This window comes from Pseudomonas sp. P2S-1 (assembly GCF_057197725.1).
The window spans coordinates 2,696,647-2,721,753 of sequence record NZ_CM170068.1 but is presented as its reverse complement, the minus strand read 5'-3'; the positions used below and the strand labels follow the sequence as shown (position 1 = coordinate 2,721,753).

The following is a 25,107-nucleotide window of genomic DNA, read 5'->3' as shown; positions in this document are numbered from 1 at the left end:
ACGCTCCTACAGGGGTATGCCTGAAGGCATCCATGCCAGTCGAGATAGGAAGAAATTGTCGGCAGAACGCCGCAGAAGGGAGGTAAAGCGGGGGCGTCAGAAGTCGCCGCGCAAGGTCAGCATGTAGCTGCGCGGGTCGCCGTAGAGATTGCCGCGGTCCAGGGCGGCTGCGGCGGCGTAGTACTTGCGGTCGAACAGGTTGTCGCCGTTGAGGCCGAGGGTCCAGTGCTCGTCCAGCTTCCAGGCGATGCGTGCATCCCACACGGCATAGCCCGCCGCGCCATAATCGACGCCCTGACCGGCATCGTTGCGGTAGCCGGACTGCGCCGAGACACCCCCGCCGATGCTCAGGCGATTCCAGGCGCCCGGCAGGGTGTAGCTGGCACTGGCGCGCAGCAGGTGCTTCGGGGTTTCCGGCGAGACCGCGCCGCCGGTACTGCTGCGGGTCAGGTTGAAGGTGTAGCCGGCCAGCACCTGCAAGCCGGGCAGCACCTCGCCACTGGTCTCCAGTTCGATGCCCCGGCTGCGCTGCACGGTGCTGTTGACGTAGCAGGTGCCGGCGACATCGTTGGTCAGGCATTTGCCGTCGCTGGCGGTGTCGATGGCGTACACGCCCTTCTGGCGGATATAGAACAGCGCCGCCGAGACGTTCAGGCGCTTGTCCAGCAACTCGCCCTTGATCCCGGTTTCGTAGCTGGCGCCGATGGACGGGTCGAGGGTCGAGCCGTCCACCGAGCGATAGATGCTCTGCGGCTGGAAGATATCGGTGTAGCTGGCGTACCACGACCAGTCGTCGTCGAGGTCGTAGATCAGCCCGGCGAACGGCGTGACCCGGGCCTGCTGGTGGTCGGTGAAGTCGCCGCCGCCGATGCGGTAGTCGAAGTCATAGGTGTACCAACTGAGCCGCGCCCCGAGAATCAGCGCGAGGGGATCGGCCAGGTGCAGGTTGGCCTTGGTGAACATTCCGTAGCGTTCGTCGACCACCCGGTTGATCGCCGACCAGGCCGGACGCGCCGGTTTGGGGAAGGCGTCATGGTCGACATCCTCGAGATCGATAGGGATGCGTAGCGCCAGCGGTGCACGCTTCTCCAGCACGGTCTGGCGCGACCAGTTGACCCCGCTGGAGATCTGGTGCGCCTGGCCGAACAGCTCGAAATGCCCGTCGAGCACGCTATCTACCCCGGTGCTGTCGATATCGGTGTGGCGGAATTCGACGCCGCGAAACTGCGAGCCGCTGCCGGTCACCGGGTCCACCGCGCCGCGGGCATAGGCGATGGACTGATGGAAGCCACCCTCGGAATGGATCAGCGACAGCTTGCCGGTCCAGTCGTCGTTGAAGCGGTGGGCGATTTCCCCGAAGACCTCGGTGATCTCCGGCTGGTGCCGGTTCCAGTCCTGCACCAGGGCGGTGGAGCGCGGCACGTCGAGGGCGGTGCCGTCGCTGTAGCGTGGCAGGCCGAAGATCGAGTAGCCGCGCACGTCGCTGGTCTGGCGACGCAGGCTGGTGGTCAGCACCGTGTCCTCGTCGAGATCGATATCGACGATGCCGTAGAACAGCGGGGCGCTGGTGTGCTTTTCGTCGAGGTAGGAGCCGTCGTCCTCGTAGGCGGTGATGAACCGGCCGCGCACGCTGCCGTCGTCGTTGAGCTTGCCGCCGGCATCGAGGTCGAGGCGGTAGTTGTCCCAGGAGCCGGCGCGGGCGATCAGGGTCAGGCGCGGTTCGGCGCTGGCGTGCTTGCGCACCAGGTTGACCGCGCCACCCGGGCTGCCCGCGCCGATCAGCAGGCCGGCAGCGCCGCGCAGCACCTCCACGCGGTCGTAGATGGCCATGTCGGTGGGCAGCCAGGCGGTGGGGTTGTAGGCCTGCCCGGGGATGCCGTCCATCATGTAGCTTTCGTCGTTCACCGCGAAACCGCGCGACTGGTACAGGTGCGAGCCGTAGTTACGCTGGCCGAAGGTCATGCCCGGGGTCTGCGCCAGGACCTGGTCGAGGCTGGTGAGGTTGCGGTCGTCCATCAGTTGGCGGGTCATCACCGTGACCGACTGCGGGGTGCGCCGCAGCGACTCGGCCGACTTGCCAATGGTCAGCATGGGCGTGGTGTAGGAGCCGGTGCCCTCGGTGGTCGGGTCGAGCGGCTCGGCGCTGATCGAGGTCGGGGTGATGTCCAGGGTCGACGAGGTCTGGGTCATCACCAGGGTCAGGGTATCGCCCGCCAGGCTGTAGTTGATCTGGGTGTGGCGCAGGAGGATCTGCACCGCCTGCTCCGGAGAATAGCGGCCTTGCACCGGGCTGCTGGTCTTGCCCTGGATATCGTCGGGGTTGACCAAGACCTGGAAATCACTCTGCCGGCCCCATTCCTGCAGCGCGCTCCACAGCGGTTGCGCGGGGATATCGAAGCTGATTTCCCGGGCCTGGGCCTGGGTGCTGATCATCAGTGGCAGCAGGGCGGCACCGGCCAGCAGCGCCGGGCGGCGGTGCAGCAGCTGTTTCATCAGCCAGGCGAGGCGCAGCGGACAGCGTCGTTGCAGTCTTTGCATTGGGTGGGATCTGGATTGATATCAGGGTGATGGCGTTTTTGCGCGACGTTAATGATATCCATTTCTAAACATTTGCATATTGTTCGGGGCAAAGACTTTTGCCCGCCGCGGCTGGACCGGGGCGGGGGAGGGGATAAAGCGACGAATGGTGTCGTGATCTAGAGGGCACCACTGACCCTGTGGGAGCTGGCTTGCCAGCGATAGCGTCGGTGAATTCACTATAGCTATCGCTGGCAAGCCAGCTCCCAGAGGTTCGGTGAACAGTCAGCCAAATCTGAGTCAGGCAGGAATGGCGCTGTCTTCTACCTGCTCCACGGAAATCCGCCCACCCTGCATCCGCACCAGTTGATCCGCCACCGGGAAATACCGGTCATCATGGGAGATGACGATGATGGTCTTGCCTTGCTGTTTCAGCTCCGGCAGCAGCTCGGTATAGAACACCCGGCGGAAGGCCGGGTCCTGGTCGGCAGCCCATTCGTCGAACACCAGCAACTGGCGTTCGTCGAGCCAGGCACTGATCAGCGCCAGGCGCTTGCGCTGGCCGGTGGACAGGTCGGTGGTGGTGAAGGCACCGTCGCGGATGCCGACCTTGTGCGCGATATCCAGGCGTTCCAGGTATTTCGCCGCGTCGGCGGTGATGGGTGCGTCGCCCGGCAGCGGGTCGTCGAACAGGTAGTAGTCGGCAAAAATCGTGGTGAACAGCTGGCGATAGTCGTCCAGTTGCTCGGCGGCCAGCGCCTGGCCATTGAACAGGATCTCGCCCTGCTGCGGCGTGTACAGGCCGAGCAGCAGCTTGATCAGGGTGGTCTTGCCGCCGCCGTTCTCGCCGACGACGAAGACGATATCGCCCTGCTTGATGCTCAGGTTGACCGGGCCGAGGTGGAAGGATTCGACGCCTTCCACCGGCGGATAGTCGTAGCGCAACTGGCGCAGTTCCAGGGTGCGCATGGCGCCCAGGCTCGACGGGCGATCCTTGACCAGCAGGTGCGGCTCCGGCGAGGAGAATTTCCAAGACAGCTCGGCGATCCGGCGCAGGGCGATCTTCGCCCGGGAGAGGATCGGCAGGGAGGTGATCAGGCGCTCCAGCGGGCCTTTCATGTACAGCATGACCAGCACGAAACCGCCCAGCACGCTCTTGTCGGTGGCCGGCCACAGGGCCTGGAAGGCGATGGCGATGCCGATCACCGCGAAGAACAGCATGGAGCCGAAGGTCTCGGCGCTGACGAAGATGTCCACCGCGCGGATGTTCGAGGCGCAGATGCGCTCGGTGGTGCCGTGGATCTGCTCGTCCAGCAGGTGCTGGCGGCGGCGGCGCTGGATGCGCAGCTCCTTGGCCCCGGCGGAGATCGCCTGGTAGTGCTTCTGCAACTCGTCCTCGCCATCGCGGGCTCGCAGGATGCTGCGCGTGGTGGCCTTGTGCGCCAGGTACTGGGCGCCGCCGCCGATGATCACGGTGAGCAGGGTCAGGGCGAGGATCTGCCAGGACAGGAACGCCAGGTAGCTGAGGCAGCCGAGGGTCACGGTGAAGGCGATGACCATGGGCGCCACGGCCAGGGCGAAGTTGCTCAGGGTGTTGACGTCGGTCATCAGCACCGGAATCAGCCGGTGCGCGCGGTAGCGCTCCAGTTGCTCGATGGGCGCGACGAGGATTTTCGCTGCCAGCTCGCGGCGCAGGTTGGCCACCACGCGCTGGCCGACCCGGTTGCTCAGCAGGCTGGAACCGGTGGAGCAGGCCAGGGTCAGCAGGCACAGGCCGGCGAAGAGCAGCGCGATGTCGACGCCGGGGCCGCCTTCCTGGGTCATGGCGCGGTTGATGGTGGCGATCAGGCCGGTCACGCTCAGCCCGCTGACCACGCCCAGTACCGTCGACAGAGCCACCAGCCACCAGTAGGGCTTGAGGATTCTCAGGGTTTCCCGGGCCAGGCTTTCAGTCTTGAGGGTCATGCGTTTCTCTCGGATTGCGGGCAAACGGGCTCTGCGCCGTCAGGGAGAGGACGAGCTCCCGGGCGGGAAATTTAGCGGCACAGCGTAGTGCGACCGCATGTCGGCGAGATGAATTCTGTCGCTGATTCGGAGCCTGGCGGTTTAAGTGCCCGGCCAGCTGTAGCACAATAGGCGCCGTTCGTTTTTCCCCTCCAGGATTTGCAATGTCTAAGTCAACCGTCTGCGGTGCGCTCGGGCTGGCCCTTGTGCTGGCGGGTGTCGCCGGTTGCAGCTCGAAGAAGGCTGCCGTGTACGAGCACGAGAACTTCGATAACTCGGGCACCTACTCGCGCAGCTTCCCGGTCAGCGAGGCCGGCTCCTGCGAGGCCGCGCGGCGTGCGCTGCTCAGCCAGGGCTACATCATCACCACGGCCGACAAGGGCCAGGTCAACGGCAACAAGAGCTTCCAGCAGACCGGCGAAAGCCATATGCAGATCAGCTTCAATATCGTCTGTGCCGACGACATGAGTGGCGCCGGGCGCTCCACCGTGTTCGCCAATGCCCTGCAGGACCGTTATGCGCTGAAGAAGTCCAACACCTCGGCCAGCCTCGGCGTGGGCGTGCTGGGTTCGGTGTCGATGCCGATCGGCTCCTCCGACGACTCCATGGTCAAGGTCGCCAGCGAGACGGTGACCTCGGCGCAGTTCTACGAGCGCTATTTCGCCCTGGTGGAAAGCTTCCTGCCGCCAGCGCCGAAGAAGCAGGCCGTTGTGCCTGAAGCGCCGGCGCCGGCCAAACCGGCTGCCGAGCTGGGCATGCCGGAACCGGCGGCGCTGGTTGCACCGCAGGCCGAAGCGCCTGTGGCTGCGCCGGTCGAGGCCGCTCCGGTCGTTGCCCCGGTCGCCGAGACTCCGGCCGCGCCGGTGGTGGACGACAGCCAGGGTTCGCAGCCGGTCGCACCGCCTGCCGAAGCCGCGCCGATCACCGCCGAGCAGGTGGTACCGACGGTCACCGAGCCGACCACCACGCCGGTGGTCAACGAGCCGACCGCTCCGGCGACCAACGGCGAGCCTTCCGCGCCGCTCTAGTCCGGGGATAAATCCTGTAACACCTGCACCGTTTATTTTCTGAAAGGCAGTTGTCATTTTTTCTTCACCCGTGCACTTTAGGGTGAATCGGACACAGACATGACAGACGAAGAAACGGAGCAGGATTATGGATGACTATCAGGAAGAACTTCTCGAATTCCACGCGTCGGAGCTGGATGTACCAGAGCCGGCGGATGATGCGACAGAGCTGTGAATGAAAAAGGGCCGGTTTTGAAAACCGGCCCTTTTTTATTGATTGCAAGAGCGCCGCGGACCCTGTGGGAGCTGGCTTGCCAGCGATTGCTGCAGTGAATTCACCATAGCTATCGCTGGCAAGCCAGCTCCCACAGGGTCCGCGTTACTCTCCTCTGCGCTGGCTACGCCTGAACTCCCCCGGCGTCACCCCGCTCCAGCGCTTGAACGCCCGCTGGAACGCCTCCGCCGACGCAAACCCCAGCAAATATGCAATCTCCCCGAACGCCAGCTCGGTATCACGGATATAGCTCATCGCCAGGTCCCGCCGCGTGTCATTGAGGATCGCGCGAAACTGCGTGCCTTCCTCCGCCAGCTTGCGCCGCAAGGTCCAGGTCGGCAGTTGCAGGCGGCGCGCCACTTCTTCCAGGTCCGGCTCGCGCCCGCCATTGAGCAACGGGCCCAGCAGGTGGGCGATGCGCTCGGCCAGGCTGCGGATCCGTGTGCGCTCCAGCAGGTCCTGTTCGCAGAGCTGCAACAGGTGCTGCCAGGTGCTCGGGCAATGCGCCGGGTTGCGCAGGTCAAGGGTGGCGCGGGCCAGGCGCAGGCGGTTGTCCGGGGCGGCGAAGTGCACAGGATGAAGGCTCAGGCCCTGATAGGCCTCGGCATAGGCCGGGCTGTCGAACTCGATCTCGATCCGCTCGGCCAGCACCGGCTGCCCCGCCAGGTCCGCCAGTTGGGCCAGCCAGCCGGACAGCACCGAGTCGACCACGAAGCGGTTGTAGGCGTTGTACGGGCTGATGGAATAGAAACGCAGCCATGCACCCTGGCTGTCTTCCTCGAAGCTCGACTGGCCGCGGTAGTTGGCCGCATACAAGGGCTCGAAACGCAGCAGCGTCCGCGCCGCCTCGCCAAGCGTCGGGGCCTGGGCCGCAGTGATGCCGGCGAGCCCCGCCTGGCCCAGCCGGCTCAGACGCCCCATGCGCAGCCCCAGGGCCGGTTCGCGGCATTGTTCCATGGCCGCATGACCGAGGTGCATGTAGCGCGGGATCGACAGGCGCGCTCCGGCTTCGGCCAGGCGCGTCGGGCTCAGGCCATAACGCTCGAGCAGCGGCGCCGGGTCCTGGCCGAGTTCGCCAAGGGCAAGCTCCAGGCTCTGGATAAAACCGACCGAAAGATCGCCGAGCCGCACCCGTGGCCGGTTCATCGGCCTACAGCCACAGGTTGAGCAGACGCGCGCCGTGGCTGGCGCTGGCGTGATACAGGGCGTTCAGGTTGGCGAACCCGAGACCTTCGCCGCGCACCTCCCAGAATTGCCCGCGCAGGAACACGCTCATGCTGGCGATCCCGGCCGGCACGGCGGTTTCGCTGAGGTGATACCAGGCCTGTTCCTCGCTGGTTTCACCGGGTTGCAGGTCCAGTTCCGCGGCGCGCTGCTGATGCCGGTTGCCCCGCCACGGCCCCTGCCAACTGCCGACGAACGCCGGGTTGGCGATGATCTGCACGTTCTGCGCGGCCAGTTGCTCATAGCTCGAGGGATACCAGGCGTCGCTGCCGATCAGCACGCCGAGACGCCCGGCGGGCGTGTCGATCACCTGCGGCGCAGAGCCCGTGCCCGGGTCGATGAAGCGCCGCACATTGCTGTCCGGGTATTGCTGGCGATGGACCTGGCCGAGCACCGCGCCGGTTCCCGAGAACACCAGGCTGGCGTTGTACAGGGCACCGGAGCCGGCACGCAGCATCCCGTGATCGAGATAGGGCTCGGGCAGGACGATGGAGCCGGCCACCAGGGTCACGCCGAACTCCCGGGCCAGGTCGCCGAACAGCTTCTGGTAGTCCGCGGCCATCTGCCCGGCCTTCATGCGCAGGTGCGCATCGCCGCGGCGGTCGTCGCCGGTGGCGCTGTACATCGCCAGGCCATAACGCAGCGGGTTGCTCAGCTCCAGCCACTGGTAGGCCTCGCTCAGCCGGGTGACCTGGTACATCTCGCGCTTTTCGCCACGGGCCCAGAGCCAGGTGCCGATATGCTCCGGGAGCACGACCACGGTGCGCTCGTTGACCAGCCCCTTGACCCGCGCCTGCTCCAGGTACGCGGCAAGCTTGCGGTGCAGGCGGGTGAGGTTCTGGTAGTCGCCGGGGTAGAGGGTTGGCTCGATGCCGAGCAGGTTGCCCTGGCCGCTGGGCACGCCCTGGTCCAGCGCCAGCTCGACGCGCAGGTCGGACAGGTAATGACCCTCCGGGCGCTGCTCGGCCCAGAGCATGTAGCCACCGAAGGCGGCGAGGAGGACAAGCGCCAGGGCGCCTGAAAGAAGTTTGCGCATGAGGCGGACAAGGCCGGCAGGGAATTCGCCCCCAAGGGTAATCGCCCCGGTGCGTTTGGATCAATAACTTGTCACTTTCGGTCATTGAGCGGCGACGGAGCGCCCTTTAATGTCGGCTCCAGACAAATCGACGGGGCCCGCCAACGAGGTTCCCGCATTCCGTGATTCGCCGTGGAGATCATCATGACCGCCGCTCAATACCCGCACCTGCTCGCCCCGCTGGACCTTGGCTTCACCACCCTGCGCAACCGCACCCTGATGGGCTCGATGCACACCGGCCTGGAAGAACGCCCCGACGGCTTCGAGCGCATGGCCGCTTACTTCGCCGAGCGTGCCCGGGGCGGCGTCGGCCTGATGGTCACCGGTGGTATCGGGCCGAACGTGGAAGGTGGCGTGTACTCCGGCGCGGCCAAGCTGACCACCCCTGAAGAGGCCGAAAAACACAGGATCGTCACCCAGGCCGTGCATGACGCCGGCGGCAAGATCTGCCTGCAGATCCTCCACGCCGGGCGCTATGCCTACAGCCCGAAACAGGTGGCGCCGAGCGCCATCCAGGCGCCGATCAACCCGTTCAAGCCCAAGGAACTGGACGAAGAGGGCATCGAGAAGCAGATCGCCGATTTCGTCACCTGCTCGCAACTGGCCCAGAGCGCCGGCTACGACGGCGTCGAGATCATGGGTTCGGAAGGCTACTTCATCAACCAGTTCCTCGCCGCCCACACCAACCAGCGCACCGACCGCTGGGGTGGCAGCTACGAGAACCGCATGCGCCTGGCGGTGGAAATCGTCCGCCGGGTGCGTGAAGCGGTCGGCCCGAACTTCATCATCATCTTCCGCCTGTCGATGCTCGACCTGGTGGAAGGCGGCAGCAACTGGGACGAGATCGTGCAACTGGCCCAGGCCATCGAAAAGGCCGGGGCGACCATCATCAACACCGGCATCGGCTGGCACGAGGCGCGTATCCCGACCATCGCCACCAAGGTGCCACGCGCAGCGTTCAGCAAGGTCACCGCCAAGCTGCGTGGCGCGGTGAAGATCCCGCTGATCACCACCAACCGCATCAACACCCCGGAAGTCGCCGAGCAGGTGCTGGCCGAGGGCGATGCCGACATGGTCTCGATGGCCCGGCCATTCCTCGCCGACCCGGAGTTCGTCAACAAGGCTGCCGAGGGTCGCGCTGACGAAATCAACACCTGCATCGGCTGCAACCAGGCCTGCCTGGACCACACCTTCGGCGGCAAGCTCACCAGTTGCCTGGTCAACCCGCGGGCCTGCCATGAGACCGAGCTGAATTACATCCCGGTCGCCAAGGTCAAGCGTATTGCCGTGGTCGGCGCCGGCCCTGCCGGTCTGGCGGCGGCGACGGTGGCGGCCGAGCGTGGGCATCAGGTGGTGCTGTTCGATGCCGCCGGGCAGATCGGCGGGCAGTTCAATGTCGCCAAGCGCGTGCCGGGCAAGGAAGAGTTCTACGAGACCCTGCGCTACTTCGATCGCAAGTTGCAGACCACCGGTGTCGAGGTCTGCCTGAACACCCGCGTCGATGCCGCGCAACTGGCGGCCGGCGGCTATGACGAGATCATCCTCGCCACCGGTATCGTCCCGCGTCTGCCGGCGATTCCGGGGATCGAGCATGCCAAGGTCATGACCTACCTGGACGTGCTGCTGGCGCGCAAGCCGGTAGGCCAGAAGGTGGCGGTGGTGGGCGCGGGCGGGATCGGCTTCGACGTCTCCGAGTTCCTCGTGCATGAAGGGGTTGCTACCAGCCAGGACCGTGCGGCGTTCTGGAAGGAATGGGGCATCGATGCAGCGCTGGAGGCCCGTGGTGGAGTTGCCGGGGTCAAGGCCGCGCCTCATGCGCCGGCGCGCGAGGTGTACCTGTTGCAGCGCAAGAAGACCAAGGTCGGCGACGGCCTGGGCAAGACCACCGGCTGGATTCACCGCACCGGGCTGAAGAACAAGCGCGTGCAGATGCTCAACAGCGTCGAGTACCTCGGGATCGACGATGCCGGGTTGCATATCCGGATCGGCGAGGGCGAGCCGCAGGTGCTGGCGGTGGATAACGTGGTGATCTGCGCCGGGCAGGATCCGCTGCGCGAGTTGCAGGATGCGCTGGTGGCGGCGGGGCAGTCGGTGCACCTGATCGGGGGTGCGGATGTGGCGGCGGAGCTGGATGCCAAGCGGGCGATCAATCAGGGGTCGCGTTTGGCGGCAGAACTCTAAATACAGAGGGCCAGGCTTACACCGAACCTGTGGGAGCTGGCTTGCCAGCGATAGCTATGGTGAATTCACTGCAGCAATCGCTGGCAAGCCAGCTCCCACAGGGTTAGCGGTGGCCTGTAGAATTTGCGGCATGCTCAATCTCCCTCAAGCGCCTCTACAGCGCGTCTCCTTTCCCTGGCTTAGCGAAGCCGGTATCGAACTGGCCATCCTCCGCCTCGACCAGATCGACCCCCTGGTCAGCGGCAACAAATGGTTCAAGCTCCTCGAACACCTGCGCCTCGCCCGCCGAAACCAGGCCCCGGGCCTGATCAGCCTTGGCGGCAACCATTCCAACCACCTCCACGCCCTGGCCGCTGCCGGCCAGCGTTTCGGCTTCAAGACCGCCGGCCTGTTGCGCGGCACCCCTCAGGACACCCCGACCACCCGCGACCTCGAAGCCTTCGGCATGCACCTGCACTGGCTCGGCTACGGCGGCTACCGTGCGCGCAACGAACCCGGTTTCTGGGAACCCTGGCAAGCGCTGTACCCCGGCTGGCACTGCATCCCGGAAGGCGGCGGCGGTGAGCTGGGCGAGAAGGGCTGCGCCCTGATCGTCGAACAGGCGCGGGCGCAATTGCACACTATCGGCTGGAACGACTACGACGCCTGGTGGCTGGCCGCGGGCACCGGCACCACTGCGGCGGGATTGATTGCGGCGGAGGCCGGCGCCCGTCCGGTGCACGCGGCCATGGCAGTGCCCAAGGGGTACGGCGTGGAGCACGTGCTTTCCCATCACCTCCACGAAGCCAGCCGCGGCGGCTTCGCCAAGGTCGACCCCGAACTGCTGGCCTTCATCGAAGCGTGTGAAAAAGAGTCCGGCATCCCGCTGGAGCCCCTCTACACCGGCAAGGCCCTCATGGCCCTGAAAGAAAAAGCCGGATGCTTCCAACGAGGCACCCGGCTGATCTTCGTCCATACCGGCGGCCTCCAGGGCCGCCGCGGTTTCGCTTAATCCTTGCCCGGCAGCATCCGCACCAGGGTGTTGTCCTTACGCACATAGTGGTGATACAGCCCGGCCACGGCATGCAGGCCAATCAGCCAGTAGCCGATGGTGCCGCCCAGTTCATGCCAGCCCTTGACCGCACGGGCCAGGTCCTTGTCCGGCTGTACCAGCGCCGGCAGTTCGAAACCGTAGAAGGGGATCGGCTTGTCGGCGGCGCTGAGAATGGTCCAGCCGGCCAGCGGCAGGCCGATCATCAGGGCATACAGGGCCCAGTGCACCAGATGCGACAGACCGATCTGCCAGGCCGGCGGCGCCGGGACGATGCGCGGCGTCGGCCGGGTCACCTTGAGGAACAGGCGCAGCCAGACCAGCAGGAACACGGTCAGGCCAAGCATGAAGTGCAGGGTTTTCATCAGTTCCCGTTCCGGGCTGTCCTTGGGAAAGATGCCGCGAAACTCGATGCAGGCGTACACCGCCGCCAGCAACACCAGCATCAGCCAGTGCAGGGCCACGGACAGGCTGCCGTAGCGCTCCCGGGTATTGGTCAGGCTCATACGAACACGTCCTCGTCAGGTCACGGAATAGGGCGCTCTTGGCGGCGCCATCCCTACAGGGTAGATAGCTGAGCGCTATTACGGCAGAGAGTTCGCGGAAAAAAGACCGGGTCAAGCCGCCGGGGTCAAGTGCGGCCACTGGTCGGCGACGAGAAAGGCCCGGTCGGCCTCTTGCCAGTCACCGTCGTCACCCGGTTCAAGGCGCACCATCAACTGTGCCTGGGCCTGTGGATCGAGGGCGGTCAGCCAGTCCTGCAACTGGCGTGCGCTCCACACAGCCTCCGCCGCCACCCGCGCCGGCCCGAGCCAGGCCTGGCGCGGCAGCAGTTGCCAGCGACCTTGCGAGTGAGCGGCGTGGAACGCCCGCCAGTCGCGCTGATGCAGCCAGTGACCGCGCAGGTGCTGTGGATGTACACCCTGGGGCGAGTCGGCATGCACATGCCAGGGATAAAGCAGGTAGCCGCCGAGCCACAGCCGTGCCTCGACCTGGTCCAGCCCCAGTCCGGCCAGGGCCTCGCGGCTTTCCGGGCGGGCCGAGATCGGCAACTGGTGCGCCGCCAGATGGTCCAGCTTGTGGCCCAGTCGGTCATGACAGCCGGGCCCGAGCCAGTGCGCCGGGTCGATCCCGTCGCCACTTTCCGGCCCGAGGTAGAACTTGATCGCCAGTTCCAGATGATGCACGCCGTCGCGGTCGCGCAGGACGATATCCAGCTCGCCCAAGGTATGCCCGCCCTGGCGGATCTGCAGATTGGACGCCAGCAACTCCACCCACGGTGCCTGCTGCAGGGCGAACTGCCAGAGCCGTTCGTAGTACATGCCAAGGCGCCGGCTGGCCAGGCGCGACAGCCAGTCGAGTAACGAGGCCGGATCACGGTCCAACGCCAGCAGCCAGTCGCGCAGGGCCTGCGGGTCGTCCACCCAGCCGCTGCCGGCCAGCGGATGGCGCTGCGGCCACGGCGCCCGGGCCAGCATCGGCGGCGACAGCAGCGCCCAGGCCAGGTCGCGGACCGCAGGCTGGCGCAGATGGCGGGGCAGGGCGTGGAGGTCGGCGAAGGGATTCATCCAGCGAGCATAGCCCTGTTTACCCCGCGCCGTTTGCCGCAGGGCGGGGCACTGGCCCATAATCGGGCCTTTGACCGTGCGTACTTTTGACCGTCGTTAGCCCAAGCAGGAACCCCATGGAGCAATTTCGCAATATCGGTATCATCGGCCGCCTCGGCAGCTCGCAAGTGCTCGATACCATCCGCCGCCTGAAAAAATTCCTGCTGGAACGGCACCTGCACGTGATCCTCGAGGACACCATCGCCGAGGTCCTGCCCGGCCATGGCCTGCAAACCTCCTCGCGCAAGCTGCTGGGCGAGGTCTGCGACCTGGTCATCGTGGTCGGTGGCGACGGCAGCCTGCTCGGCGCCGCCCGCGCCCTGGCCCGGCACAACACCCCGGTACTGGGGATCAACCGCGGCAGCCTGGGCTTCCTCACCGATATCCGCCCGGACGAGCTGGAAGTGAAGGTCGCCGAAGTGCTCGACGGCCATTACCTGGTGGAAAACCGCTTCCTGCTCCAGGCCGAAGTGCGCCGCCACGGCGAGGCCATCGGCCAGGGTGATGCCCTCAACGACGTGGTCCTGCACCCGGGCAAGTCGACGCGGATGATCGAATTCGAGATCTACATCGACGGCCAGTTCGTCTGCAGCCAGAAAGCCGACGGCCTGATCGTCGCCACCCCGACCGGCTCCACCGCCTACGCCCTGTCCGCCGGCGGGCCGATCATGCACCCCAAGCTGGACGCCATCGTCATTGTGCCGATGTACCCGCACACCCTGTCGGGCCGGCCGATCGTGGTCGACGGCAACAGCGAGCTGAAGATCGTCGTGTCCCAGGACATGACCATCTACCCGCAGGTTTCCTGCGATGGCCAGAACCACTTCACCTGCGCCCCCGGCGACACCATCACGGTGAACAAGAAGCCGCAGAAACTGCGCCTGATCCATCCGCTGGACCATAACTACTACGAGGTCTGCCGGACCAAGCTCGGCTGGGGCAGCCGCCTGGGTGGTGGAGGCGACTGATGCTCGATCCAGCGCGCAGTTTCGACCTGATCGGCGATGTTCACGGCTGTGCCCACACCCTGGAACGGCTGCTCGACGCCCTCGGCTACAAGCGCCAGGGCGGCGTGTGGCGGCATGCGCAGCGCCAGGCCCTGTTCCTCGGCGACATCATCGACCGCGGCCCGCGTATTCGTGAGGCCCTGCATATCGTCCATGACATGGTCGAGGCCGGCCAGGCCCACTGCATCATGGGCAACCACGAGTACAACGCCCTCGGCTGGACCACCCCGGCACCGCCCGGCAGTGGCAAGACCTTCGTCCGCGAGCACACGCCGCGGCACGCCCGGCTGATCGACGAGACCCTGACCCAGTTCGCGCAGCACCCCGGCGACTGGCACGACTTCCTCGGCTGGTTCTACCAGTTGCCGCTGTTCGTCGATGCCGGGCGTTTCCGCCTGGTGCATGCCTGCTGGGACGGCCGGGTGATCGACACGCTGCGCCAGCAGTACCCGGATGGGCGCATCGACCCGGCCTTCGTCCAGGCCTCGGCCGAGTCCGACACCTTCGCCCACCTGGCCTGCAACCGCCTGCTGCGCGGCACCGACATGCGCCTGCCGGACGGCCTGACCCTGACCGGCGGCGACGGCCTGACCCGGGCCTTCTTCCGCACCAAGTTCTGGGAAGAAGACCCGCAGACCTACGGCGATATCGTGTTCCAGCCCGATGCACTGCCGGAAGAAGTGGCCAGCGCGCCCCTGAGCCGCACCCAGAAGAATGCCCTGCTGCGCTATGCCGAGGACGAGCCCCTGCTGTTCGTCGGGCACTATTGGCGCAGTGGCAAGCCGGCGCCGATCCGCGCCAACCTGGCGTGCCTCGACTACAGTGCGGTGTTGTACGGCAAGCTGGTGGCCTACCGGCTCGACAATGAAACCCGCATCGACCCGCGCAAGTTCGTCTGGGTCGATGTGGAACGGCCGGAGGCCAGTCAATGAATGTGGTTCCCATCCTGCAACTGCCGCTGAATGCCGACCTCAGCGGCTTCGTCCAGTTGCTGCGGCGCCTGCAGGTGATGCACCGGGTCACCGAGGAGCACGGCGAGCAGGTGCTCTGGGTCGAGCAGGCGCGGGCCGAGGAAATCCGCCGCCTGTACGAGGCCCACCCGGAAGGCGACGCCGATACCCAGGACCTGCCCCTTACCGCGCAGCCCGATGCCATGCTCCGCCCGGGCCTGGGCGAGCAGTTGCGCACCAGCAAGGTGACGGCCCTGGTGCTCCTGGCCTGCCTGATCGTCGCCGGTCTCACCAGCCTCGGCGAAAACTTCGCGACCATGCGCTGGCTGACTTTTCTCGATTTCCGCGTAGCCGGTGAGTACATCTACTTCATCCCGCTGGACACCAGCCTGCAGGCCAACCAGTGGTGGCGCCTGTTCACCCCGATGCTCCTGCACTTCAGCGTGCTGCACCTGGCCATGAACGCCGTGTGGTACTGGGAGCTGGGCCGCCGCATCGAATGGCGCCAGGGCCCGTTCAGCCTGCTCGGCCTGACCCTGGTGTTCGCCCTGGTGTCCAACGGCGTGCAATACCTGTTCAGCGGTCCGACCCTGTTCGGCGGCCTGTCCGGCGTGCTCTACGGCTTGCTCGGGCACCTGTGGATCTACCAGCGCCTGGCCCCCCATCCGCTGTACCGCATGCCCCGAGGCGTGCTGGTGATGATGCTGGCCTGGCTGGTGCTGTGCCTGACCGGCGTGATGTCCGTGCTCGGTTTTGGCGCCATCGCCAACGGCGCCCATGTCGGCGGCCTGTTGGTCGGATGCTTGAGCGGACTCTTGGGCGGGGCGCTGGCCCGGCGTAAACTGACGGCTTGATTTGGGAGACGCTATGTCCACTTTTGCGCAAATGATCGAAAACATCACCCCGGAAATCTACGAGAGCCTGAAACTGGCCGTGGAAATCGGTAAATGGGCGGACGGGCGCAAGCTCACTGCCGAACAGCGCGAGCTGTCCCTGCAGGCGGTGATCGCCTGGGAGATGCAGAACCTGCCGGAAGACCAGCGCACCGGCTACATGGGCCCGCAGGAATGCGCCTCGAAGTCCATCACCGTGCCGAACATCCTGTTCAAGTCGGATGCGATCCATTGATCGAACTCGGCCGTGGTTCCATTCGCAAGATGACCGCGCGTCTCGAGACGCCGGTCGTGCAATACGCTTTCCGCCTGGATGAACTGGAAGTACCGGTCAACCCGCTGATCGGCCAGACCGTGCGCCTGGAATACCTCGGCGCCATCCATTGCAGCCACTGCGGGCGCAAGACCAAGACCAGCTTCAGCCAGGGCTACTGCTACCCATGCATGACCAAGCTGGCCCAGTGCGACGTGTGCATCATGAGCCCCGAACGCTGCCATTACGACGCCGGCACCTGCCGCGAGCCGTCCTGGGGCGAGCAGTTCTGCATGACCGACCACGTGGTCTACCTGGCCAACTCGTCGGGGATCAAGGTCGGCATCACCCGCGCCACCCAGCTGCCGACCCGCTGGCTCGACCAGGGCGCCAGCCAGGCCCTGCCGATCCTGCGGGTCGCCACCCGCCAGCAGTCCGGCCTGGTCGAAGACTTGCTGCGCAGCCAGGTGGCCGACCGTACCAACTGGCGCGCGCTGCTCAAGGGCGACGCCGAGGCGGTGGACCTGGTGGCCGTGCGCGACCAGCTGTTCGACAGCTGCGGCGACGGCATCCGCGGTCTGCAGGAGCGTTTCGGCCTGCAGGCGATCCAGCCGCTGACCGATGGCCAGCCCCTGGAGATCCGCTACCCGGTCGAGGCCTACCCGAGCAAGATCGTCAGCTTCAACCTGGACAAGAACCCGGTGGCCGAAGGCACGCTGCTGGGGATCAAGGGCCAGTACCTGATCTTCGATACCGGCGTGATCAATATTCGCAAGTACACGGCCTATCAACTGGCCGTGCATCAGTAAGCCGTGAATCAGTAAAAAGGACCCGCCACATGCGCACCGAACAGCCGCAAGTGATCTACCTCAAGGACTATCAGGCGCCTGAGTACCTGATCGACGAAACCCACCTGACCTTCGAGCTGTTCGAGGACCACACCCTGGTCCACGCGCAACTGGTCATGCGCCGCAACCCGGCCCGTGGCGCCGGCCTGCCGCCGTTGGTGCTGGACGGCCAGCAACTCGAGCTGCTCAGCGTCGCCCTCGACGACCAGGCCCTGGCCGCCGGCGACTACCAGCTCGACGACAGCCACCTGACCGTGCAGCCGAAGAGCGAGCAGTTCACCCTCGACACCAGCGTGCGCATCCACCCGGAAAGCAACACCGCGCTGGAAGGCCTGTACAAGTCCAGCGGCATGTACTGCACCCAGTGCGAAGCCGAAGGCTTCCGCAAGATCACCTACTACCTCGACCGCCCGGACGTGATGAGTTCGTTCACCACCACGGTGATCGCCGAACAGCACCGCTACCCGGTCCTGCTCTCCAACGGCAACCCGGTGGGCAGCGGCCCGCAGGAAGATGGCAGGCACTGGGCGACCTGGGAAGACCCGTTCAAGAAGCCGGCCTACCTGTTCGCCCTGGTGGCCGGCGACCTCTGGTGTGTCGAAGACAAGTTCACCCGCCAGTCCGGGCGTGACGTGACCCTGCGCATCTATGTCGAGCCGGAAAACATCGACAAGTGCCAGCACGCCATGACCAGCCTGAAGAAGTCCATGCGCTGGGACGAAGAGGTCTATGGCCGCGAGTACGACCTGGACATCTTCATGATCGTCGCGGTCAATGACTTCAACATGGGCGCCATGGAAAACAAGGGCCTGAACATCTTCAACTCCAGTTGCGTGCTGGCCCGCGCCGAAACCGCCACCGACGCCGCGCACCAGCGGGTCGAGGCGGTGGTCGCCCACGAATACTTCCACAACTGGTCGGGCAACCGCGTGACCTGCCGCGACTGGTTCCAGCTGTCGCTCAAGGAAGGCTTCACCGTGTTCCGCGACGCCGAATTCAGCGCCGACATGAACTCGCGCACAGTCAAGCGCATCGAGGACGTCGCCTACCTGCGTACCCACCAGTTCGCCGAAGATGCCGGCCCGATGGCCCACGCGGTGCGCCCGGACAGCTTTATCGAGATCTCCAACTTCTACACCCTGACCGTCTACGAGAAGGGTTCGGAAGTGGTGCGCATGGTCCGCACCCTGCTCGGGGCCGACGGCTTCCGCAAGGGCAGCGACCTGTACTTCGAGCGTCACGACGGCCAGGCGGTGACCTGCGACGACTTCATCAAGGCCATGGAAGATGCCAATGGCGTCGACCTGACCCAGTTCAAGCGCTGGTACAGCCAGGCCGGCACCCCGCGCCTGGCGGTCAGCGAGGCGTATGACGCCGCCGCGCAGACCTACAGCCTGACCTTCCGCCAGAGCTGCCCGGAAACCCCGGACAAGGTCGAGAAGCTGCCGTTCGTGATCCCGGTCGAGCTGGGCCTGCTGGATGCCGAGGGCAACGACCTGCCGCTGCGCCTGCACGGCGAGGACGCTGCCGTGGGCACCAGCCGCGTGCTGTCGGTGACCGCAGCCGAGCAGACCTTCACCTTCGTCGGTATCGCTGCCAAACCGTTGCCGTCGCTGCTGCGTGGCTTCAGTGCGCCGGTCAAGCTGTCGTTCCCGTATGACCGCGACCAACTGATGTTCCTCATGCAGCATGACAGCGACGGTTTCAACCGCTGGGAAGCCGGCCAGCAACTGTCGGTGCAGGTGTTGCAGGAGCTGATCGGCCAGCAGCAGAAGGGCCAGCCACTGGTGCTCGACCAGCGTCTGGTCAAGGCCCTGGGCAGCGTGCTGGGCAATGACAGCCTGGACCAGGCCATGGTCGCCGAGATGCTCTCGCTGCCGAGCGAGGCCTACCTCACCGAGATCAGCGAAGTCGCCGATGTCGATGCTATCCATACCGCTCGCGAGTTCGCCCGCAAGCAACTGGCGGACCAGCTGTTCGACGGCCTGCTGGCGCGTTACCAGGCCAACCGCGAGATTTCGCGCAAGACCGAGTACGTTGCCGAGGCCGAGCACTTCGCCCGGCGTGGCCTGCAGAACATCGTGCTGTCGTACCTGATGCTCAGCGGCAAGCCGGAGGTGCTGGCGGCGACGCTGGAGCAGTTCGACGGTTGCGACAACATGACCGAGCGCCTGACGGCCCTGGCCGTGCTGGTCAACTCGCCGTTCGAAGCCGAGCGGGCCAAGGCGCTGGAAGCCTTCGCCGAGCACTTCAAGGACAACCCGCTGGTCATGGACCAATGGTTCAGCGTCCAGGCCGGCAGCACCCTGCCGGGCGGGCTGGCGCGGGTGCGCAAGCTGATGGAGCACCCGGCGTTCACCATGAAGAACCCGAACAAGGTGCGGGCGCTGGTCGGCGCGTTTGCCGGGCAGAACCTGGTCAACTTCCATGCGGCGGATGGTTCGGGGTATCGCTTCCTGGCGGATATCGTCATCGAGCTCAATGCGCTGAACCCGCAGATCGCCTCGCGGCAACTGGCGCCGCTGACCCGCTGGCGCAAGTACGACGCGGCGCGGCAGGCGCTGATGAAGGGCGAGCTGCAGCGGATCCGCGATTCGGGGCAGTTGTCCAGTGATGTGTTCGAGGTGGTGAGCAAGAGCCTCGCCTGATCCAAAAGCCCGGTCGTCAGACCGGGCCCTATCGCTGGCAAGCCAGCTCCCACAGGTTCACCACTGTCCTTGAGAGCAGCGCTGTACCTGTGGGAGCTGGCTTGCCAGCGATAGGGCCATCAGCCACACCATCAAACTCCCCCTGCCTCCTTCCGATAACAAAAGATAACGTCCCGTTCGTTGTCAGCCCTTCGCAATCCCCATTAGGATGGCCATCAGCTATTGCAGGGCTCTGGAACACGCTTTTCGCAGTACCTGCATCTGGAATCACCCACATAACAAGAACCGGGGGACAGATCGATGACCGAGCCTCTTATAGCAGCGCAGCACGGCGCACCGCGCGCACGGCCATGGGCGCTGGCAGCCAGCATGAGCCTGCTGCTGACCATGGGTTTCTGGGCCGACAGCCTCGAGGCCGCCACCTCGCCGGAGCCGGAGGTCTGGTCCACCGTCTCCGCCAAGTCCGACCAGGGCCTGCTGCTCGACGTGACCAAGGCCGGCGCACGCCTGGTGATGGTCGGCGAACGCGGTCATATCCTCTTCTCCGACGACCAGGGCGCCACCTGGACCCAGGCCAAGGTACCGACCCGGCAACTGCTTACCGCCGTCACCTTCGTCGACGACAAGCACGGCTGGGCCGTCGGCCATGACGCGCAGATCCTCGCCAGCAGCGACGGCGGAGCGACCTGGAGCAAGCAGTTCGAAGACCTCTCCCGCGAAGCACCCCTGCTCGACGTCTGGTTCGAAAACACCCGGCACGGCCTGGCCATCGGTGCCTACGGCGCCATGCTCGAAACCACCGACGGCGGCCAGCACTGGCAAGATGTCGGCGAGCGTCTCGACAACCCCGACGGCCTGCACCTGAACGGCATCGCCCGGGTCAAGGACGCCGGCCTGATGATCGTCGGCGAGCAGGGCTCGATGTTCCGCTCCAGCGACGAAGGCCAGACCTGGGAAAAACTCGAAAGCCCCTATGAAGGCTCGTTCTTCGGCGTGATCGGCACGGCGCAACCCAACACCGTGCTGGCCTACGGTTTGCGCGCCAACCTGTACCGCTCCAGCGACTTCGGCAGCACCTGGCAGCCGGTCAGCCTGCAAACCAGCCGCGGCCCGCTTCAATTCGGCCTGGCAAGCGCTACGCTTCTCGATGATGGCAGTCTGGTATTGGTGGGCAATGGCGGCAGCGTCCTGCGCAGCAGCGACGATGGCCAGACCTTCAGCGTGTTCAACCGTACCGACCGCCTGGCCCTGGCTGGAGCCAGCGGCCTGTCCGACGGCAATCTGATCCTGGTGGGGCAGGGCGGCGCACACTACGCCACCGCCACCGGTGCCGAGAGGGCGCAACCATGACCGTTCGGGAGCCGTTCAGCATGAATCAGCACCATCAGGACAAGCCGACCACCCTCGAGCGCCTGATCTTCAACAACCGCCCGGCAGTGATCGCCATCTGCCTGCTGGTCAGTGTGTTCCTGTTCTGGCAGGCCACCCTGATCCGCCCGTCCACCAGCTTCGAAAAAATGATCCCGCTGGAGCACCCGTTCATCCAGAACATGCTCGAGCACCGCAATGACCTGGCCAACCTCGGCAACACCGTGCGCATCTCGGTGGAAGCGGTCAACGGCGATATCTTCGACAAGGACTACATGGAGACGCTGCGGCAGATCCATGACGAGGTCTTCTACATTCCCGGCGTCGACCGCTCGGGGCTGAAGTCGCTGTGGAGCCCGGCGGTACGCTGGACCGAGGTGACCGAGGAAGGCTTCTCCGGCGGCGAAGTCATCCCCAACACCTATAACGGCTCGCAGCAGAGCCTCGACACCCTGCGCGACAACGTGCTCAAGTCCGGGCAGATCGGCCGCCTGGTGGCGAACAACTTCAAGTCGAGCATCGTCGATGTGCCGCTGCTGGAGTCCTACCCGGACCCGCAGGACCCGGGCAAGCAGATCAAGCTCGACTACCAGCAGTTCTCCCACCAACTGGAAGAGAAGATCCGCGACAAGTACCAGGCGCAGAACCCCAACGTGAAGATCCATATCGTCGGCTTCGCCAAGAAGGTCGGCGACCTGATCGACGGGCTGATGATGGTGGTGGGCTTCTTCGCCATCGCGTTCATGATCACCTGGGTCCTGCTGTACTGGTTCACCTGGTGCATCCGCAGCACCATCGCGGTGTTGATCACCACCCTGGTGGCGGTGGTCTGGCAACTAGGGCTGATGCATGTGGTGGGCTTCGGTATCGACCCCTATTCGATGCTGGTGCCGTTCCTGATCTTCGCCATTGGCATCTCCCACGGGGTGCAGAAGATCAACGGTATCGCCCTGCAATCCAGTGACGCCGACAACGCCCTGACCGCGGCACGGCGGACCTTCCGCCAGCTGTTCCTGCCGGGGATGATCGCCATCCTCGCCGACGCCGTGGGCTTCATTACCCTGCTGATCATCGATATCGGGGTGATCCGCGAGCTGGCCATCGGCGCCTCCATCGGTGTCGCGGTGATCGTCTTCACCAACCTGATCCTGCTGCCGGTGGCGATTTCCTATGTCGGCATCAGCAAGAAGGCCATCGAGCGCAGCAAGAAGGACGCGACCCGCGAGCACCCGTTCTGGCGCCTGCTGTCGTCCTTCGCCAGCGCCAAGGTGGCGCCGGTGTCCATCGTCCTGGCCCTGCTGGCCTTTGGTGGCGGCCTCTGGTACAGCCAGAACCTGAAGATCGGCGACCTCGACCAGGGCGCCCCGGAGCTGCGTCCGGACTCGCGCTACAACAACGACAACGCCTTCATCATCAACAACTACTCGACCAGTTCCGACGTGCTGGTGGTGATGGTCAAGACCCCGACCGAAGGCTGCTCGGCCTACGCCACCATGGCGCCGATCGACGAGCTGATGTGGACCATGGAGAACACCCCCGGCGTGCAGTCGGCGATCTCCCTGGTGACCGTGTCCAAGCAGATGATCAAGGGCATGAACGAGGGCAACCTGAAATGGGAAAGCCTGTCGCGCAATCCTGAGGTGCTGAACAGCTCGGTGTCCCGCGCCGACGGCCTGTACAACGGCGACTGCTCGCTGGCGCCGGTGCTGGTGTTCCTCAACGACCACAAGGCCGAGACCCTCGACGGCGTGGTCAAGGCGGTCAAGCTGTTCGCCGACGAGCACAACCGCGAAGGCCTGGAATTCCTCCTCGCCGCCGGCAACGCCGGGATCGAGGCGGCCACCAACGACGTGATCAAGTCGGCCGAGCTGACCATCCTGATCCTGGTGTACATCTGCGTGGCAGTGATGTGCATGATCACCTTCCGCTCCTTCGCCGCGACCCTGTGCATCGTCCTGCCGCTGGTGCTGACCTCGGTGCTGGGCAACGCCCTGATGGCCTTCATGGGCATCGGCGTCAAGGTCGCCACCCTGCCGGTGGTGGCCCTCGGCGTGGGGATTGGCGTGGACTACGGGATCTACATCTACAGCCGCCTGGAAAGCTTCCTGCGCGCCGGCCTGCCGTTGCAGGAGGCCTATTACCAGACCCTGCGTTCCACCGGTAAAGCGGTGCTGTTCACCGGCCTGTGCCTGGCGATCGGCGTGTGCACCTGGATCTTCTCGGCCATCAAGTTCCAGGCCGACATGGGCCTGATGCTGACCTTCATGCTCCTGTGGAACATGTTCGGTGCGCTGTGGCTGCTGCCGGCCCTGGCGCGCTTCCTGATCAAGCCGGAAAAACTCGCCGGGCAGAAGGGCAACTCGATCTTCGCCCACTGATCCATCGACGGAACCACAGCGGGGGCCGGACGTCACAACGTCTGGCCCCCGCTGCATTTGGGCTATCATTCGGGCCTTTCCCCTGACCATGGCTGTTTCCCGATGACCACCCTTTCCCAAGCCCTGCACACCTGCGACATGCTGCTGATCGACGGCCTGCACTGCTTCGACTTCGTTCATGACGACAGTGGCCTGCGTGCCGAGTGCATGGATGGCCGTGCGCTCAAGCGCTGGACCTTCACTGCGGCCCAGGTCGAGGCAGCGCGTGCCGAGGGCGGCGACTGGCTGATCGACAGCGACAGCGGCGAGCACCGCCTGGTGTGCATGGGCGCCGTGCGTGCGCCGGAGGACGATGAAGACGACGAGTATGAAGAAGGCGCTGCTGAGCCTGCTGATCGCTAGCGGCATGAGCATGAGCGTGCACGCCCGTGAACTGCTGGTAGGCAGCTATACCGATGGCGCCAGCCAGGGGATCTACCGCTACCGCTTCAGCGAGGGCCGTATCGACGCCATGCCGTTGCAGGTGGTGGAGGCGGGTAATCCGTCGTGGCTGACCTTGTCTGCCGATGGTCGCCGGCTGTTTGCCGTGAACGAGGCAGCGGCGGGGCGGGTCTCGGCATTCAGCCTGGATGCCCATCATGTGCTTACGGCGGTGAATCAGGTCGGTAGCGGCGGTGCCGAGCCGACCCATAGCAGCCTGAGCCGGGACGGGCGTTTCCTGTTCGTCGCCAACTATGGTGGTTCCAATACCGAGGGCGGCAGCCTGAGCGTGTTGCCGGTGCAGGCTGATGGCCGTCTTGGCGAGCCGGTGCAGCAGGTGCGGCATGCCGCGAGCAAGGTCAATCTTGAGCGTCAGGCCACGCCTCATGTGCATTCGCTGGTGTCGTCACCGGATGGGCGTTTCGTGTTTGCCAGCGATCTGGGGGCGGACAAGGTCTTCGCCTATCGCTACGAACCGGACCAGGCCGAACCGCTCAAGGCGTTCGATGCGGTGGCTCTTGCGCCCGGCAGCGGGCCTCGGCATCTGCTCCTCAGCGCCGATGGCCGGCATGCCTGGCTGACCCTGGAAATGAGCGCGGAGGTGGCGGTGTTCGATCATCAGGACGGCCATCTGACCCTGCGCGGTACGCTGCCGCTGACCGACAGCAAGGATCCCGCAGCCAAGGCGGCGGGTGCCCTGCATGCCTCGGCGGACGGGCGTTTCCTGTATGTCAGCAATCGTGGCACGGCCAATGAGCTGGTGGTGTTCGCCATCGATCCGTTCGACGGCGGTTTGACCCTGGTGCAGCGGCGTTCCGTTGAAGGCGATCACCCGCGTGAATTCGCGCTGGATCCGGAGCAGGGGTTCGTACTGGTAGCCAACCAGAAAAGCGACGAAATCGTGGTGATCCGTCGCGATCCTGCGAGCGGGATGCTGGGTGAGGTGGTGCAGCAGTTCGTGCAGCCGGCGCCGTCGGACCTGAAGTTCCTCGACTGACTATCGACGTGCTCGATAATCGTTAGTGCTGCAATGAATTTTTCCCGGCGGGTCTCGGGGCGTAGTTTTGAACCAAGCCAGACGGCTTCTCAACTCAACGACTTCGAGGCCAGACCGATGAATTTCAATCTCTTTCCCGTAATCGCCGCATCCGCCATTTCCGCTTCCGTGGTGCAGGCTGCCAATGCCCATGTCGAGATCGACCAGCGCAAGGCGGCGACCCCGAGCTATACCACTGAGTATCTGCGTCAGAGTGCCAATTTCTATGCGGCGCTGGATCACAAGGCTTCGCACTGAATTTTTTGTTGCTCTTGAGGGCCTCATCGCTGGCAAGCCAGCTCCCACAGGGTCCGCGGTGCATGCGAT

The 25,107-nt window shown here is 65.3% G+C and carries 20 protein-coding genes; 14 read left to right on the top strand and 6 right to left on the bottom strand.

Annotated features, from left to right (window positions below; translation table 11 throughout):
- Positions 1-96: 96 nt before the first annotated feature.
- Both AC2CQI_RS11980 and AC2CQI_RS11975 read right to left on the bottom strand, forming a co-directional pair.
- On the bottom strand, positions 97-2,493 hold the full coding sequence (locus tag AC2CQI_RS11980; RefSeq protein ID WP_484580612.1) for a TonB-dependent siderophore receptor: 2,397 nt from the start codon (positions 2,491-2,493) through the stop codon (positions 97-99).
- A 324-nt stretch (positions 2,494-2,817) separates the two neighbouring features.
- A complete protein-coding gene (locus AC2CQI_RS11975; RefSeq protein WP_484580281.1) occupies positions 2,818-4,482 on the bottom strand; it encodes a cyclic peptide export ABC transporter in 1,665 nt (554 codons plus the stop codon).
- A gap of 203 nt (positions 4,483-4,685) precedes the next feature.
- Here AC2CQI_RS11975 and AC2CQI_RS11970 point away from each other — a divergent pair, with 203 nt between their 5' ends.
- Complete coding sequence (locus tag AC2CQI_RS11970; protein ID WP_484580280.1) at positions 4,686-5,549, top strand: DUF2242 domain-containing protein; 864 nt, start codon at positions 4,686-4,688, stop codon at positions 5,547-5,549.
- A gap of 358 nt (positions 5,550-5,907) precedes the next feature.
- On the opposite strand, the gene AC2CQI_RS11965 is transcribed toward AC2CQI_RS11970, so the two are convergent.
- Both AC2CQI_RS11965 and AC2CQI_RS11960 read right to left on the bottom strand, forming a co-directional pair.
- A complete protein-coding gene (locus AC2CQI_RS11965; protein WP_484580279.1) occupies positions 5,908-6,948 on the bottom strand; it encodes an AraC family transcriptional regulator in 1,041 nt (346 codons plus the stop codon).
- A 4-nt stretch (positions 6,949-6,952) separates the two neighbouring features.
- On the bottom strand, positions 6,953-8,062 hold the full coding sequence (locus AC2CQI_RS11960; protein ID WP_484580278.1) for a carbon-nitrogen hydrolase family protein: 1,110 nt from the start codon (positions 8,060-8,062) through the stop codon (positions 6,953-6,955).
- 183 nt (positions 8,063-8,245) lie between these two features.
- Between AC2CQI_RS11960 and AC2CQI_RS11955 the strand changes: the two genes are divergently transcribed.
- Together AC2CQI_RS11955 and AC2CQI_RS11950 are read left to right on the top strand one after the other, a co-directional pair.
- Positions 8,246-10,282: an oxidoreductase gene (locus tag AC2CQI_RS11955; protein ID WP_484580277.1), complete on the top strand. Its 2,037-nt coding sequence runs from the start codon at positions 8,246-8,248 to the stop codon at positions 10,280-10,282.
- Between the two features lie 130 nt (positions 10,283-10,412).
- On the top strand, positions 10,413-11,273 hold the full coding sequence (locus AC2CQI_RS11950) for a 1-aminocyclopropane-1-carboxylate deaminase/D-cysteine desulfhydrase (RefSeq protein WP_484580276.1): 861 nt from the start codon (positions 10,413-10,415) through the stop codon (positions 11,271-11,273).
- Here AC2CQI_RS11950 and AC2CQI_RS11945 read toward each other — a convergent pair.
- Positions 11,270-11,818 carry a cytochrome b gene (locus tag AC2CQI_RS11945; protein WP_484580275.1) on the bottom strand — a complete coding sequence of 183 codons (549 nt, stop codon included), beginning with the start codon at positions 11,816-11,818 and terminating at the stop codon, positions 11,270-11,272. The genes AC2CQI_RS11950 and AC2CQI_RS11945 overlap by 4 nt on opposite strands.
- 111 nt (positions 11,819-11,929) lie before the next feature.
- Complete coding sequence (locus tag AC2CQI_RS11940; RefSeq protein ID WP_484580274.1) at positions 11,930-12,880, bottom strand: DUF1853 family protein; 951 nt, start codon at positions 12,878-12,880, stop codon at positions 11,930-11,932.
- Positions 12,881-12,996: 116 nt separating this feature from the next.
- On the opposite strand from AC2CQI_RS11940, the gene AC2CQI_RS11935 reads away from it, so the two are divergent.
- The 11 genes from AC2CQI_RS11935 to AC2CQI_RS11885 all read left to right on the top strand — a co-directional run bounded on the left by AC2CQI_RS11935 (position 12,997) and on the right by AC2CQI_RS11885 (position 25,038).
- The gene (locus AC2CQI_RS11935; RefSeq protein WP_042124167.1) at positions 12,997-13,887 is read left to right on the top strand and encodes an NAD(+) kinase; all 891 of its coding nucleotides are present in this window, start codon (positions 12,997-12,999) and stop codon (positions 13,885-13,887) included.
- Positions 13,884-14,858 (top strand): metallophosphoesterase, encoded by a 975-nt coding sequence (locus AC2CQI_RS11930; protein WP_178392008.1) that lies wholly within the window; start codon positions 13,884-13,886, stop codon positions 14,856-14,858. Before AC2CQI_RS11935 ends, AC2CQI_RS11930 begins: the two co-directional genes overlap by 4 nt.
- Positions 14,855-15,730: a rhomboid family intramembrane serine protease gene (locus AC2CQI_RS11925; RefSeq protein WP_075803954.1), complete on the top strand. Its 876-nt coding sequence runs from the start codon at positions 14,855-14,857 to the stop codon at positions 15,728-15,730. The genes AC2CQI_RS11930 and AC2CQI_RS11925 overlap by 4 nt, the downstream gene beginning before the upstream one ends.
- A gap of 13 nt (positions 15,731-15,743) precedes the next feature.
- Entirely contained in the window at positions 15,744-16,004 is a 261-nt protein-coding gene (locus tag AC2CQI_RS11920; RefSeq protein ID WP_075803955.1) for a YeaC family protein, read from the top strand.
- Positions 16,001-16,831, top strand: a complete 831-nt coding sequence (locus AC2CQI_RS11915) for a DUF2797 domain-containing protein (protein ID WP_484580273.1) — start codon at positions 16,001-16,003, stop codon at positions 16,829-16,831. The genes AC2CQI_RS11920 and AC2CQI_RS11915 overlap by 4 nt, the downstream gene beginning before the upstream one ends.
- 29 nt (positions 16,832-16,860) lie before the next feature.
- Positions 16,861-19,518, top strand: a complete 2,658-nt coding sequence (pepN, locus tag AC2CQI_RS11910; RefSeq protein ID WP_484580272.1) for an aminopeptidase N — start codon at positions 16,861-16,863, stop codon at positions 19,516-19,518.
- A 300-nt stretch (positions 19,519-19,818) separates the two neighbouring features.
- Positions 19,819-20,868: a WD40/YVTN/BNR-like repeat-containing protein gene (locus tag AC2CQI_RS11905; protein WP_484580271.1), complete on the top strand. Its 1,050-nt coding sequence runs from the start codon at positions 19,819-19,821 to the stop codon at positions 20,866-20,868.
- Positions 20,869-20,888: 20 nt separating this feature from the next.
- Positions 20,889-23,264 (top strand): efflux RND transporter permease subunit, encoded by a 2,376-nt coding sequence (locus tag AC2CQI_RS11900; RefSeq protein ID WP_075803997.1) that lies wholly within the window; start codon positions 20,889-20,891, stop codon positions 23,262-23,264.
- Positions 23,265-23,366: 102 nt separating this feature from the next.
- Positions 23,367-23,666: a DUF5629 family protein gene (locus tag AC2CQI_RS11895; protein WP_484580270.1), complete on the top strand. Its 300-nt coding sequence runs from the start codon at positions 23,367-23,369 to the stop codon at positions 23,664-23,666.
- Positions 23,632-24,741: a lactonase family protein gene (locus tag AC2CQI_RS11890; RefSeq protein ID WP_484580611.1), complete on the top strand. Its 1,110-nt coding sequence runs from the start codon at positions 23,632-23,634 to the stop codon at positions 24,739-24,741. Before AC2CQI_RS11895 ends, AC2CQI_RS11890 begins: the two co-directional genes overlap by 35 nt.
- A 117-nt stretch (positions 24,742-24,858) precedes the next feature.
- A complete protein-coding gene (locus AC2CQI_RS11885) occupies positions 24,859-25,038 on the top strand; it encodes a hypothetical protein (protein ID WP_484580269.1) in 180 nt (59 codons plus the stop codon).
- Positions 25,039-25,107 lie beyond the last annotated feature (69 nt).